At 53.8% G+C, this 13,163-nt stretch carries 12 protein-coding genes; 7 read left to right on the top strand and 5 right to left on the bottom strand.

Annotated features, from left to right (window positions below):
* Nucleotides 1-9: 9 nt before the first annotated feature.
* Together tmaR and KGP16_RS16800 are read right to left on the bottom strand one after the other, a co-directional pair.
* Complete coding sequence (gene tmaR, locus KGP16_RS16795; RefSeq protein ID WP_024528076.1) at nt 10-327, bottom strand: PTS system regulator TmaR; 318 nt, start codon at nt 325-327, stop codon at nt 10-12.
* Between the two features lie 161 nt (nt 328-488).
* On the bottom strand, nt 489-1,556 hold the full coding sequence (locus KGP16_RS16800; RefSeq protein ID WP_223500019.1) for an FUSC family protein: 1,068 nt from the start codon (nt 1,554-1,556) through the stop codon (nt 489-491).
* A gap of 172 nt (nt 1,557-1,728) precedes the next feature.
* Between KGP16_RS16800 and KGP16_RS16805 the strand changes: the two genes are divergently transcribed.
* On the top strand, nt 1,729-2,475 hold the full coding sequence (locus KGP16_RS16805; RefSeq protein WP_223500020.1) for a helix-turn-helix transcriptional regulator: 747 nt from the start codon (nt 1,729-1,731) through the stop codon (nt 2,473-2,475).
* A gap of 55 nt (nt 2,476-2,530) precedes the next feature.
* On the opposite strand, the gene KGP16_RS16810 is transcribed toward KGP16_RS16805, so the two are convergent.
* Nucleotides 2,531-3,640, bottom strand: a complete 1,110-nt coding sequence (locus tag KGP16_RS16810; RefSeq protein ID WP_021805839.1) for an SDR family oxidoreductase — start codon at nt 3,638-3,640, stop codon at nt 2,531-2,533.
* 244 nt (nt 3,641-3,884) lie between these two features.
* On the opposite strand from KGP16_RS16810, the gene KGP16_RS16815 reads away from it, so the two are divergent.
* The 4 genes from KGP16_RS16815 to KGP16_RS16830 all read left to right on the top strand — a co-directional run bounded on the left by KGP16_RS16815 (nt 3,885) and on the right by KGP16_RS16830 (nt 7,486).
* The gene (locus tag KGP16_RS16815) at nt 3,885-4,070 is read left to right on the top strand and encodes a hypothetical protein (protein WP_021805840.1); all 186 of its coding nucleotides are present in this window, start codon (nt 3,885-3,887) and stop codon (nt 4,068-4,070) included.
* 75 nt (nt 4,071-4,145) lie between these two features.
* Entirely contained in the window at nt 4,146-4,349 is a 204-nt protein-coding gene (locus KGP16_RS16820) for a DNA polymerase III subunit theta (RefSeq protein ID WP_021805841.1), read from the top strand.
* Nucleotides 4,350-4,431: 82 nt separating this feature from the next.
* Complete coding sequence (gene sbcB, locus KGP16_RS16825) at nt 4,432-5,859, top strand: exodeoxyribonuclease I (protein WP_223500021.1); 1,428 nt, start codon at nt 4,432-4,434, stop codon at nt 5,857-5,859.
* Nucleotides 5,860-6,013: 154 nt separating this feature from the next.
* Nucleotides 6,014-7,486, top strand: a complete 1,473-nt coding sequence (locus KGP16_RS16830) for an IS1182 family transposase (protein ID WP_223500023.1) — start codon at nt 6,014-6,016, stop codon at nt 7,484-7,486.
* Nucleotides 7,487-7,583: 97 nt separating this feature from the next.
* Here KGP16_RS16830 and KGP16_RS16835 read toward each other — a convergent pair whose 3' ends face one another.
* Together KGP16_RS16835 and KGP16_RS16840 are read right to left on the bottom strand one after the other, a co-directional pair.
* Nucleotides 7,584-8,957 (bottom strand): APC family permease, encoded by a 1,374-nt coding sequence (locus KGP16_RS16835; RefSeq protein WP_021805843.1) that lies wholly within the window; start codon nt 8,955-8,957, stop codon nt 7,584-7,586.
* Nucleotides 8,958-9,443: 486 nt separating this feature from the next.
* Nucleotides 9,444-10,862, bottom strand: a complete 1,419-nt coding sequence (locus tag KGP16_RS16840; RefSeq protein WP_094981620.1) for a glutamine synthetase family protein — start codon at nt 10,860-10,862, stop codon at nt 9,444-9,446.
* Between the two features lie 397 nt (nt 10,863-11,259).
* Between KGP16_RS16840 and puuR the strand changes: the two genes are divergently transcribed.
* Both puuR and KGP16_RS16850 read left to right on the top strand, forming a co-directional pair.
* Complete coding sequence (puuR, locus tag KGP16_RS16845; protein ID WP_021805845.1) at nt 11,260-11,817, top strand: HTH-type transcriptional regulator PuuR; 558 nt, start codon at nt 11,260-11,262, stop codon at nt 11,815-11,817.
* 20 nt (nt 11,818-11,837) lie between these two features.
* A complete protein-coding gene (locus KGP16_RS16850) occupies nt 11,838-13,118 on the top strand; it encodes an FAD-binding oxidoreductase (RefSeq protein ID WP_223500024.1) in 1,281 nt (426 codons plus the stop codon).
* The last annotated feature ends 45 nt before the right edge of the window (nt 13,119-13,163 follow it).

A 13,163-nucleotide genomic window follows, 5' to 3' on the forward strand; every position in this document is an offset into this window, starting at 1 on the left:
TGACGCGAATTACTTCACTTCGCCCATTGCTTTCAGCTTTTTGGACAGATCGCGGCGTTCTTTCGACAGATCGGCATTTTTGATGATGTAATCATCAACGCGATCTTCATAGTCACCGCGCATGTTGGCGATGATGCCCTGAATGTCTTCAATGCTCATGCCCGGCTTGATGTACTCGCTCAGGTTGTCGAGCAGCAGCACACGCTTCTGGTTGTCACGAATTTTCTTTTCGTTGTCGACAATTTCACGCTGTAGCTTGTTTTTACGGCGGAACATACGCACAAACTCCAGAACGTCCTGGAAACTCGGCTTATTTGCATTATCCATCTTTATACCCTTGCTTTAGTAATACACAGATTCATTTGCTTACGGCCACAATGATACCAAGATACAGGGTTGTGGCCGTCAGACACAACTGTCATTGCCTTATCTTACCCACTTTAGCGCATTGACCCTATCCTGATGCACCTGCTTCATGATCTGATCCACTATTCCTGAGTATTGGCCGTACAGACCTTGAGCAGATCGCCCAACTCTTCCAACTGCTGCGCCAGTTCCATGCTCAGCCAGACATAGCCATAGATCGGGGCTTCGCTGAGTTGAGCGGCACTGGCCTCTTGCATTAATGTCTTCAGCTCTGCGGAGATATCGCTCAGTTCCCCGGCAATAACCTGTGCATGCAGAGGCTCACCTTCCCGCATAATACTCGCCAGCGATTCGATAGCGCGCTGCGTCAACAGCTGTGAACTTCGCAAGGTTTTGGCATTGAGCATAATAAAATGGGTTTCACGCGAGGCCCAGTAAGCATCGGCTAACAGCTCCAACGTGCAAACCAGATTGCGGCTCAGGGTCTGTACCGCTTCAAAGACCGGTTTGGCGATATGAGTCTCTTTGCTGGCGGGGGCGATCAGTGTGCGTAGCTTCACCACATCGCCCAGCAAGTTTTTGAGCCGAGGCTCCAGTCGGGGCCGCTCAATCATGTTGGGTGAAAGGTAAGCGCCGTAGATCTTCCCTACCGTCTCCAGGCAATCCGCCATTTTCATTCGCCACAACACATAAGCCCGCTGCGGGTAGATGCTGGTAAACAACAGCGCCAGCAACGAACCAAAAATCACATCGCCACTGCGCCACAGTGCGATAGAGATATCGCCAGCCCCGGCACCGATGACCACCGCCAGCGTAATGCCCACCAGCAACGCCATATAGGGTCGTTTGCCGAGCGTCAGATAGCCACAGGCAAACATCACCACCCCGCACCAAGCCAGCATCACCGGCAGCGAATACAGCTCCAGGTATAGCGCAATCAGGCCAGAGGCCGCACCAAACACCGTACCGGCAATACGCTCCAGCGCCCGTTGCAGCACGTTACCCCAAAAAGAGATCGGCCCCATCACGACGATCAGCGTGATCAGCGGCCAGGTACCTTCCGGCACCGCCAATAGCCGGATCAGCAGGAAGGTCAGGATAAAGGCCAACCCGATCCGTACCCCGTGGACGATACGGTAATTACGGTAGATCAGGTGTTCAAAAGAAGAGATTTTTCTATCCAGACGCACGCTTGTACCCGCCAACCCTGCTGTAAAACCCTTATTTTAGTGGAACAATGTGGCTGACGTACAACACAAGCTGTTGAAAGATGTTTCCTGGTTAGGAATAGGTTTAGATTGGCGCTAAAGATTTTAGCGGCGAAGGATTTACCTTTTTGCTAAAGAGTGAGATCATCGGCCCATGGAAACCAAAGAAATCAGGCGCAACAACCTGCGCGATCTGATGGCACGTTTCGCCCGGCAAGGCACCAACCAGAATGAGTTCGCCATCCTGGTGGGATCTTCTGCGCCAACGCTGAGCCAGATCACCGGTGAAAAATCCTCCCGCAACCTTGGCGACAACCTCGCCAGACGCATTGAGGCCAAACTCGGCTTGCCCAAAGGCTGGTTCGATGTATTCCATGAAAAGGCGCTGGAACAGCCGTTTGCCAACGTGGCAGCCGAATCGGATTTCCAACCGGCACGGCTCAAACCCGTGGTATGGGAAGATACCGAGCAGGACAAGGAAGAGTTTGTGGAGATCCCATTGCTGGATATCGATTTCTCCGCCGGTGACGGCTGCTACGAAATTGTCGATAGTGAAGAGTTCTCGCTGATCTTCCGCCGCTACTATCTGCACAAGATGGGGGTGCCGGTGAACGCGGCACGCATTATCCGCATCTCCGGCTCCAGCATGGAACCCCGATTGCAGGATGGTGATGTGGTGGGTATCAATACCGTCGATACCCGCATCCGCGAAGGGAAAACCTATGCCATCCGCCACGGCAATCTGTTACGGGTCAAGATCCTGATTGAGCAGCCCGACGGTGGCGTGGTCATCCGCTCTCTGAATCGGGAAGAGTATCAGGATGAGCAGCTCAGCTATCCACAGCGCAAAGAGCAACTGGTAGTGCTGGGCCGGGTATTCTGGTCTTCCTCCTCCTGGTAAGATCCTGGAAGCGGGCGCAGCATGCGGCGCCCCTCCGTAACCAACCATTCAGCCTCTATTTAAAATCCACCGCCATTTGCTGCGGTATCGACAACCCACGCGTCGATTGCACACAGCGGCCAATATAATCGGTAAAGCGCGGCGGTTTAGGCATACCCAGCTTGAGGATTTTTTCGTTGCTAAAGCGCACGTTCAGCATGGCAAAGGAGCCGTACAGACGCATCGCTTTCAACATCAGGCGCTCATTGCACGGCCCGAAGATATCCTTCAACTGTTTGCGCATTTGCAACAGGGCTTCGTAGCTGACCTGTGCATAGCGATCGCCCACCGGTGGCTCCTCTAATGCGGCGGCGATGGCATAATCGATATCTGCAAAACTGACGCTGCTCTCCTCCCCCGCCGAAATATGGTAAACATCGTTATCCAAGCTCTCGCGGTTAAGCAGCATCACTAACGCATCGGCGCAATAGTCCACCGGGATCACATCGATACTATCTTGCAGCGAACACATAAACTTACGCAACATCAACGCCATACTGAATACCCAGAAAATACTGCTGGAGGGTTTGCAACCCAACTGCGTATGCCCCACCACGATCGAGGGCCGGGCGATCACCAGCGGCAGCTGTGGGCAGGTTTGCCGCATCAGTTGCTCGATGGTCGATTTGGAGCGGGTATATTCCACCAAGTGTTCGGCGGTTTCCTCAAACTCGGCGCTTTCTGCCACCAACGACCCCACCTGAGGTGAGCAAGACATTGCCGTGCCCACATGCAGAAAACGTTTTAATCCAACCACCTGAGCCATTCGCTGCGCAAATGCCAGAGTGCCTTCAACGTTAACCTTCCAAATAAGGGGGTTGTTACCAAATGACGCCACCGCGGCACAGTTAACGACATGGGTTACCTGGTTAATGCGGGCGTCAGACAAAAAGTATTCAGGTTCGCTTAAGTCACCCAGTAAAATATTCTCTACAGTGAGCTTATTCAGAATATTTTTATCTATATTGAACTTTTCCATATTAGTGAAAATACGGTTCAAGCCCTGCTCTTCTGTTTCCGCACGCACCAATAATAGATAGTTAACCTTCTGATTTTCTTTCAGTAACTTTTCAAGCACCGCACCACCGAGAAAGCCAGTCGCTCCAGTCAACAGTAACGTTTTCATCTTACATACCTACATTTGCATTGAATGAGGTGGAGTGTATGCCTATATTTATAAACCAGAAGTAAATAGAAATTAACTGATTACGTAACTACCCCTATTAATATTCTCTTAAGGAATATCCTGAAACACTCACAGACAATGAGTAACAGCTCAACGCCTCTTTCATTCCGTTTGTTTAATTAACATTTATGTTATCTCTGATTTAATTAACCAGATTAATCCCATACGCTTTTTAGGAGCTATCATGAGCTACAACCAAAAGGTCTGGCTGGCTGTATTAACGGTTTGCACGCTATTCTGGCTTGCCCTGATTAGCGGTCTGTATACCTATGCTAAATCATTGGATCATCAGCACGATCATGGCCAGCAAGAACAAGCGATGAGCATCAAGCCAGTAAAGCACCACCCCACTCTGGCACAGGCGCTATGAAGGTTCTGCCCTGAATGAGGTAGCGACAAATTCTCTTTAGCCAAATATTATGCGCTATCGAATAGGGAGAAAGACATGCCACGACCACTGGATGGCCTACCCCAGCAAGAACGTGAAAAGATCCAAACCGATTTGCTGGCACTCAGAATTATTTATAGCGAACGCTACGGCTACGCCGCCGAGTGGGAAAGCGCCGAAACGCACGTCCCCACGCATCTACGCGGCTACTTTCAGCAACGGTTGAACTTCTATCGTACTGCGCAGCGCCACTCAATTTAACGTTAAGCCTTAACCAATACTTGGCATCGGTGATCGCGCCGTTACAATAGGGCTATTCCCTACGCCAACAAGAGATGCGACTTTGAGCAGCAAGGCACCGGCCACATTCTACATCCACGACTACGAAACCTTCGGCAAAAGCCCGTCAATGGACCGTCCGGCGCAGTTTGCCGGGGTGCGTACCGATATGGATTTCAACATTATCGAAGAACCGCAGGTGTTTTACTGTGCGCCAGCCGATGACTACCTGCCTGACCCCGAAGCGGTGATGATCACCGGCATCACGCCTCAGCAGGCGCTGGCCAAAGGTGTTAACGAGGCCGAGTTTGCCCGCCGTATTCATGAAGCGTTCAGCGTCCCTGGCACCTGCATTCTGGGTTACAACAATATCCGCTTTGATGATGAAGTCAGCCGCAACATCTTTTACCGCAGCTTCTACGATCCTTACGCCTACAGTTGGCAAAATGGCAATTCCCGCTGGGATCTGCTGGATGTGATGCGGGCCTGCTACGCCCTGCGCCCGGAAGGCATCATCTGGCCAGAAAATGAAGATGGCTTTCCCAGCTTCCGTCTGGAACATCTGACGCGTGCCAACGGCGTTGAACACGAACACGCTCACGATGCGATGTCCGATGTGCATGCCACCATCGCCATGGCCAAGCTGGTCAAACAGGCGCAGCCAAGGCTGTTTGACTACCTGTTACAGCACCGCAACAAGCACAAGCTCAATGCGCTGATCGATGTCGCGGAAATGACGCCGTTAATGCACGTTTCCGGCATGTTTGGCGCGGCACGGGGTAACACCAGTTGGGTTTCACCCCTGGCCTGGCACCCGGACAATAAAAATGCGGTGATTATGTGCGATCTGGCAGGGGATATTACCCCGCTGCTGGAACTGAATGCCGACGAGCTGCGAGAACGCCTCTACACCCGCCGCGATCAATTGGCGGCCGATCAGGCCCCGGTGCCGATCAAGCTGGTGCATATCAATAAATGCCCGGTGCTGGCTCCGGCCAAGACGTTGCTGCCAGAAAACGCAGACAGGCTAGGCATCGATCGTCAGGCGTGTCTGGATAATCTGAAGGTGCTGCGCCAACACCCGGAGATCCGTGAAAAAGTGGTGGCCCTATTTGCCGAAGCTGCTCCTTTCACCCCGAACGATGATGTGGATGCCAAACTGTACGACGGTTTCTTCAGCGATGCCGACAAAGCAGCGATGAGGATCATTCAGCAAACCAAACCGCAGAATTTACCCGCGCTGGATTTGACCTTCAGCGATGGCCGGATGAAAGAGCTGCTGTTCCGCTTCCGGGCCCGTAACTACCCCAATACGCTGGACGACGCAGAGCAGCGCCGTTGGTTGCAGCACCGCCAGGAGGTGCTCAGTGCCGAGCGGGTGCAAAGTTATATCTTGCAACTGGAGTCGCTGTACAACCTGCACGAAGGGGATACAGAGAAGATGGCGCTGCTAAAAGCGCTGTTTGATTACGGTAAACAGTTGGTGGGGTAGCCTCAACACACCTTCTCACTGAGTGGCATTACATTTCTTCAAGCAAATAAAAAGGGTTCCAACATGTGGAACCCTTGAGACTGCTGACAAAGTCCTGGCCGTGAGGCCAGGACTTTGATCTAATAAGGTCAGTGCAAAAAACGGACTGACTGCCATGCTCAAAGAACCTTCTCCCCATCAGTACCAGTTTGAAACCATTACCCTTGATGAACTGGTTCCCGAAGACCATCTGGTCCGTAAAATCGATGCCGCCATTGATTTTGAATTTATCCGCGATGCCGTTGCTCACCTTTATTGCCCCGATAATGGCAGACCCGCAATCGACCCCGTTCGCCTGATTAAAATGATGCTGTTGGGCTACCTCTTCGGTGTCCCCTCAGAGCGCCGTCTGGTCAAGGAAATCCAGGTCAATGTCGCTTACCGCTGGTTCCTGCGTATGGGGCTGACCGAGAAGGTCCCCGACGCCTCAACCCTGAGCCAGAACCGCATTCGTCGCTTCAACAACAGCGATGTCTTCCAGCAGATTTTTGACCATATCGTGTTACAGGCTCTGGGTCAGGGGATGGCAAACGGACGTGTGCTCTACACCGACAGCACCCACCTGAAAGCCGATGCCAACCCGCGCAAGGCCGTGAATGAACTGCGCCCTGAAGGCGTCAGTGAATACTTCACACAGTTGAATGATGCCGTGGAGGCCGACAGGAAGAAACGCGAAAAAAAGCCGCTGCCCGCCGCAAGAAAAACAACCAAAAACGACGCCGTTAAAAACACCAAAGTCAGCATCACCGACCCAGAAAGCGGCTTTATGCACCGGGACAACAAGCCAAAGGGCTTCTTCTATCTGGACCACCGCTCGGTGGACGGCAAGCACGGCATCATCATGGATACCCATGTCACGCCGGGCAATGTGCACGATAGCCAGCCGTTCATTGGCAGGCTGGCACGGCAGGTGGAGCGGTTCAACCTTGATACGGTCGCCGTGGGTGTGGATGCGGGTTATTTTACCTCGGCGGTGTGCCATCTGACGCAGGAGATGAGTATCGCGTTGGTACCGGGTTATCGCAGGCCATACAAAGGGCTGAATGACTTCCAGAAAAAGCACTTCAGGTATGACGAGGCGCGTGATGTGTATGTGTGTCCGGCGGAGGAACTCCTGATATACGGCACAACGGACCGCAACGGCTATCGGCATTATCGTTCAGAGCCGGCAGTGTGCCAGCGGTGCGAGCAGAGAGGGCAATGCACGCAGAACAGCAAAGCACAGAAAACGATAACGCGGCACGTATGGGAAGGGGCGAAAGAGGAAGCGAACAGGTTGCGACTGACGAAATGGGGCAAGAAGGTGTATGCGCGGCGCAAAGAAACGGTTGAAAGAAGCTTCGCGGATGCGAAACAGCACCATGGGCATCGATATGCGCGGTTCCGCGGTCTGTCGAAAGTGCAGATGCAGTGTCTGCTTGCGGCGACAGCGCAAAATATGAAGAAGATGGCGCTGCTGGCGCTTCTTTATGCTGTTTATAAGTGGCTGAAAGGGCTTATGGAAGGACAGGAGCCCCATAGAGGCACTCAGAAAAAGCAAAAAGCAGTGTGGTGTGAAAATATCGCGATCGCGACCTACGGTCGCTAAAAACAAACGAACCCCATCAAAATAATGGGGTTCGTCATCAGTCTGAAGGGTTCCAACATGTGGAACCCTTTTTGCTATCGCGAAGCAGAAGAATGGATTAAGCCACGTCTTCGCTTGCTTGTGGCACCGGCAGGCTGAAGCTACGGGTGACAAACGTCAGATACAGCAGACCAATCGCCGCCCAGACCAGACCCAGCGTCATGGAACTGACTTCCAGGTTGACCCACAATGCACCGACGGTTAACGCCCCCAACACCGGCAGGATCAGGTAGTTGAAGGTGTCTTTCAGCGTACGGTTACGTTTCTCGCGAATGTAGAACTGTGAGATCACCGACAGGTTAACGAAGGTGAACGCAATCAGTGCGCCAAAGTTGATCAGTGCCGTAGCCGTGACCAGATCGAACGAAACGGCAGACAGCGCAATCGCACCGACCAGCAGCACGTTCAGCGCCGGAGTACGCCATTTTGGATGCACATAACCGAAGAAACGCTCCGGGAATACGCCATCACGGCCCATGACGTACATCAGGCGGGAAACACCCGCGTGAGATGCCATACCGGAAGCCAGTACGGTTACGCATGAGAACACCAGGATCACCGACTGGAAGAACTTGCCAGCCACATACAGCATGATTTCCGGCTGTGACGCATCAGGATCTTTGAAGCGCGAGATATCCGGGAAGTACAGCTGCACGAAGTACGACACCACGATAAAGATCACGCCGCCGATCAAGGCCGTCAGGAAGATGGCTTTCGGGATCACGTTTTCTGCATCTTTGGTTTCTTCGGATAACGAGCTGATGCCGTCAAAGCCGAGGAACGAGAAGCACAGAATGGTCGCACCGGTGATCATCGGCACCACGTGCGCGTTGTCAGACCAGAACGGACGGCTGCTCACCAGCGTACCGGCGCCTTCACCGTGGGAGATACCGTTAATGACCAGGCCCAGGAACACGATCATGATTGCCACCTGTACCACCACGATTATGGAGTTCAGGTTGGCCACCAGCTTGATGCCACGCAGGTTGAACGCCGTCATCAGCCCAACCAGGGCCGCAACGAAGATCCACGAAGGCACACCCGGGAAAATGGCTTCCAGGTAAATTTTTGCCAACAGGATGTTGATCATCGGCATGAACAGGTAGTCCAGCAGTGATGACCAACCCACCATAAAGCCGACGTGCGGGCTAATGGCTTTCTGGGCATAGGTATAGGCAGAACCGGCGGAAGGGAATTTCTTCACCAGTTTGCCGTAGCTCAGGGCGGTAAACAGGATCGCCAGCAGAGCAAAGGCGTACGCGGTCGCGACGTGACCGTCGGTCAGGCCGGAAACGATGCCGAAGGTGTCAAAGATGGTCATGGGCTGCAAATAGGCCAGACCCATCATGACGACCGGGACTAAAGTCAGTGTTTTACGCAGTTGGGCGCGTTGGCCGGCAGCGGGTGCGGCGGTGATGATGTTATCGGACATCGCGTAGCCCCCCCTTACCTTCAGTCTTGCGGATAATAGACACGCCAAGACTCAAGGTTGCGGGGAAACTTCGCAACGTGCGACTGAATTCTAAAAGGGGGATGAGGGAAGCTGGATAACTAGGCACAATAGCCTGTGTTGCTCCATAATCGCTGCGACCGCAACGGAAACCGGCGTGCACCGGTGCCAAGGTGAAAAATTGCCCCATCTTTCTTATCCTCATGAGTCACGACCATAAAGTTTTGGTTGATCGCGACGAACCTATTTATCTATCCGGCTCGATGTCCGGCCTCGCTTGATGTATGAAACGCACGTTGGTAGAACATAATGCAAAAAAAATAACCGACGCGTTAAAACGTCGGCTATCTGCATTTCGCGTATTTTGCCATAAGATCGCAGAAAGACAAGATCCTGAAACCTTCTAATACAAATTCTTTTGCTTAATATCAGGAAAAACGCCCTTCATTGCCATCAGGGTACCTGATATCAGGCATTTTTCAGCATCCAGTCGATCTCGGTTTCCGTCACCAACCGTTCAAACTGCATCAGTTCCCCCATTTTGCAGGCGTGATAAACCTGTGAAAAGCGTTCGCCGAGGTAGTGCGTCAGTTCATGCTGATGCTCGAATTCGTACAGGGCATCGCTTTGGCGGATCGGGAACGGTAGCCCCTCCTGTTCCAAACCGTTGCCGGTCACTGGCTCAGGCAGCGGTAATTCGGTGTCCAGCCCGTACAGCATCCCCGCCAGGATAGTCGCCACCACCAGATAAGGGTTGGCATCGGCACCGGCAACGCGGTACTCCACGCGGTGGTTCTGCGCATCGCCACAGGGAATACGTAACGCCACGGTACGGTTGTTATGCCCCCAGGACGCCTGGACCGGCACATACATCCCCGGCTGGAAACGGCGGAACGCATTCACGTTGGGCGCCAGCACCGCCATCGATGCGGGCATCAAGGCGATCATCCCGGCTAATGTCCGCTTAAGCAGCGCCGAGTCTTCGCCATCCGCTTCGGCAAACAGGTTTTTCCCCGCACTGTCTACCACGCTGAGATGGACGTGCATGCCACTTCCCGCGTAATCCTCATAAGGTTTCGCCATAAAGGTGGCATGCATATGGTGATGTTCGGCCACTTGGCGCACCAACCGCTTCAGCGCCAGCGCATGATCGCAGGCTTGCAGCACGTTGTCGGTATGATTCAGGTTCACCTCGAACTGGCCGGGGGAAGCTTCAGCCACCGCGCCATCCGCCGGTAGCCCTTGCATCTGTGCCAATGTGTCGATGTCGTTGAGCACCCCAGCAAAATGGTTGAGGTTATCCAGCGAATAGACTTGGCTCTGTACGTTGCGCTCCTGGGTGCCAGGTGCGCACGGCGGCTGCAGATAACCTTCCGAGTCTCGCTGTCGATCGATGAGATAAAACTCCAGCTCTACCGCTACCACCGGGAACAGTCCGCGCTGGCGCAACGCCTGCCATATTCGGTTCAGTACATTGCGGGGTTCAACGTCAAAGGGAGTACCATCTTCATCCAGCATGGTCAGCAGCACCTGACCGATATGTTGCGGATCCGCCGCCGACGGCGTCAGCGTACCGGGCACGGGCATGCAGATCCGATCCGGCTCGCCCAGTTCCTGCCCCAACCCAGCCTCTTCCACCACGTTGCCCAAAATGTCCATAGCGAACACCGAAGCGGGGAAATAGCAGCCTTTTTCAACTTTTTTCAGCCCGGAGACGGGAATGCGTTTACCGCGGAAGGAACCATTGAGATCGGTGAGAAGGATATCGATATACTGCGTGGCAGGGTGGCGTTCCAAATAGTGAGCAACCTCACTTTGGAACGCGCTACTTCGCCTTTCTTCATTATGCTGTGCAAAATCTTCTACTACTGCGCTATTGGTTTGCATACATCACCTGCCGTTGTGCTCTTGGGAATGCCTTCGCATCCGCTTGCCGATTGACTTAACACATGGTCTGATTTCTCTGTAGAGTGCGCCACAGGCTGGCGCTCAAAATAACACCCATAATATGAAACATAGCTTTAACATAAATGGTTTGCAAATGTTACAATGGCGTTTGATTATTCGCCATGGACTGCTAAATTGATAAAATATTGACCGAAAAGGCGTTGTTTGCGCTTTGTTGGTACAGAATTTCTTCCGCCAGACCAGGGGGAAACATGGGCAATATATTTTACAATGGCCGCCCAACTACCGATATCATGTGGTTTCGATATCACTCAGACAGGTACCCGGCTCCGGGTTTGATCCCAACCTGTCGCTCCTATCAGAAGGAACTACCGCTATGAGCGAAGTCAGCTTGGCACCAGGCAAGCGCCTGTCGCAGATCCGTCAGCACTTGGGTTTGTCACAGCGCAGGGTCGCCGAACTGTCCGGATTAACCCACAGCGCCATCAGCACCATTGAGCAGGACAAAGTCAGCCCTGCCATTAGTACGCTGCAGAAACTGCTGAAGGTCTATGGGCTATCGCTGTCTGAATTTTTTGCTGAACCTGAACGGCCAGATGAACCCAAAGTGGTGATCGAGCCGGACGATCTGATCGAGATCGGCAGCCAGGGCGTTTCGATGAAGCTGGTGCATAACGGCAGCCCTACCCGCAGCCTGGCCATGATGCTGGAGACTTATCAACCGGGCACCACCACCGGTGAGAAGATCAAACATCAAGGCGAAGAGATCGGCACGCTACTGGAAGGAGAGATCATGCTGACGGTCAATGGCCAGACCTATCTGCTGACCGCTGGCCAGAGCTATGCCATCAACACCGGCATGCCCCACAGCTTCAGCAATACCTCAACGCGCGTTTGCAAGATCGTCAGCGCGCATACCCCAACCACCTTCTGACAAGACCCGCCGGAGGAGTGATGATGGAACATGTTGCCAGCTATTATGCCGCCAGCGCCAACCCCCATGCTCCTTATCCCCAGTTGAACGAGGCTATCCGCTGCGATGTCTGCATCGTCGGTGGCGGTTTTAGCGGCCTCTCCAGCGCCCTGCACCTGACCGAGGCCGGTTACGACGTGGTGGTGCTGGAAGCCGCCCGCATCGGTTGGGGAGCCAGTGGGCGCAACGGTGGGCAGGTGGTGAACTCCTACAGCCGCGATATCGATGTGATCGAGGCTCGCTACGGCCAGCAAACTGCAGCCATGCTCGGCAGCATGATGTTTGAAGGGGCGGAGATCATTCGCCAGCGTATCGATCGCTACGCCATCGCCTGTGACTATCGCCCCGGAGCGGTTTCTGCCGCCTTAACCACCAAACAATTTAACGCGCTAACGGAAAAAATGGCGCATTGGCAGCGTTATGGCCACCAGCAACTGGAACTGCTGGACGGGGAAACCATGCGCCGCACCGTGGCCAGCGAACGCTATGTCGGCGGGCTGCTGGATCGCCAAGGTGGCCATTTGCATCCGTTAAATCTGGCGCTGGGTGAAGCCGAAGCGGTACGCCGCCACGGCGGGCGGCTGTTTGAACAATCGGCGGTCACCCATATCGATTATGGTCAGCCCGCCACACTACACACTGCTCTTGGCTCCGTCAGCGCAAGCTTGGTGATCCTGGCAGGCAACGCCTATCTGGGGGAAAAGCTGGAACCCCGCCTCGGCCGCCTGAGTATGCCCTGCGGCTCGCAAATCATCGCCACCGAACCTTTATCTGCGGATATGGCTCTATCGCTGCTGCCCGATAATTACTGCGTTGAAGACTGCAACTATCTGCTGGATTACTTTCGCCTGACGGCAGACAACCGTTTGTTATACGGCGGTGGCGTGGTCTATGGCGCACAGGATCCAGCAGATATCGAAGCCAGGATCCGGCCCTTGATGCTCAAAACCTTCCCGCAGTTGAAGAAGGTGCGCATCGATTACCGCTGGACCGGCAATTTCCTGCTGACCCTGTCGCGCATGCCACAGTTTGGCCGCCTGGAAAATAACGTTTACTACCTGCAAGGCGACAGCGGCCACGGCGTGACCTTGACCCATCTGGCAGGCAAACTGATTGCCGAAGTGCTGCGCGGCGACGCGGAACGCTTTGACGCATTCGCTCAACTCCCCCATTTGCCGTTCTTCGGTGGCCGCCATTTACGGGTGCCATTTACCGCCCTAGGTGCCGCCTACTATGCCCTGCGCGATCGCTTAGGGTTCTGATCCCGCTTTTTATCTACGTTATGCCATTTTGCATGTTGCAAAAAT

Source organism: Serratia sp. JSRIV006 (assembly GCF_019968685.1).
GTDB classification, from domain to species: Bacteria; Pseudomonadota; Gammaproteobacteria; order Enterobacterales; family Enterobacteriaceae; genus Chania; species Chania fonticola_B.

Excerpts from the sequence above, each read along its gene's own strand:
- tmaR (WP_024528076.1), bottom strand. The coding sequence starts at position 327 with ATGGATAATGCAAATAAGCCGAGTTTCCAGGACGTTCTGGAGTTTGTG.
- KGP16_RS16805 (WP_223500020.1), top strand. The coding sequence starts at position 1,729 with ATGGAAACCAAAGAAATCAGGCGCAACAACCTGCGCGATCTGATGGCA.
- KGP16_RS16810 (WP_021805839.1), bottom strand. The coding sequence starts at position 3,640 with ATGAAAACGTTACTGTTGACTGGAGCGACTGGCTTTCTCGGTGGTGCG.
- KGP16_RS16815 (WP_021805840.1), top strand. The coding sequence starts at position 3,885 with ATGAGCTACAACCAAAAGGTCTGGCTGGCTGTATTAACGGTTTGCACG.
- KGP16_RS16820 (WP_021805841.1), top strand. The coding sequence starts at position 4,146 with ATGCCACGACCACTGGATGGCCTACCCCAGCAAGAACGTGAAAAGATC.
- KGP16_RS16830 (WP_223500023.1), top strand. The coding sequence starts at position 6,014 with ATGCTCAAAGAACCTTCTCCCCATCAGTACCAGTTTGAAACCATTACC.
- KGP16_RS16835 (WP_021805843.1), bottom strand. The coding sequence starts at position 8,957 with ATGTCCGATAACATCATCACCGCCGCACCCGCTGCCGGCCAACGCGCC.
- KGP16_RS16840 (WP_094981620.1), bottom strand. The coding sequence starts at position 10,862 with ATGCAAACCAATAGCGCAGTAGTAGAAGATTTTGCACAGCATAATGAA.
- puuR (WP_021805845.1), top strand. The coding sequence starts at position 11,260 with ATGAGCGAAGTCAGCTTGGCACCAGGCAAGCGCCTGTCGCAGATCCGT.
- KGP16_RS16850 (WP_223500024.1), top strand. The coding sequence starts at position 11,838 with ATGATGGAACATGTTGCCAGCTATTATGCCGCCAGCGCCAACCCCCAT.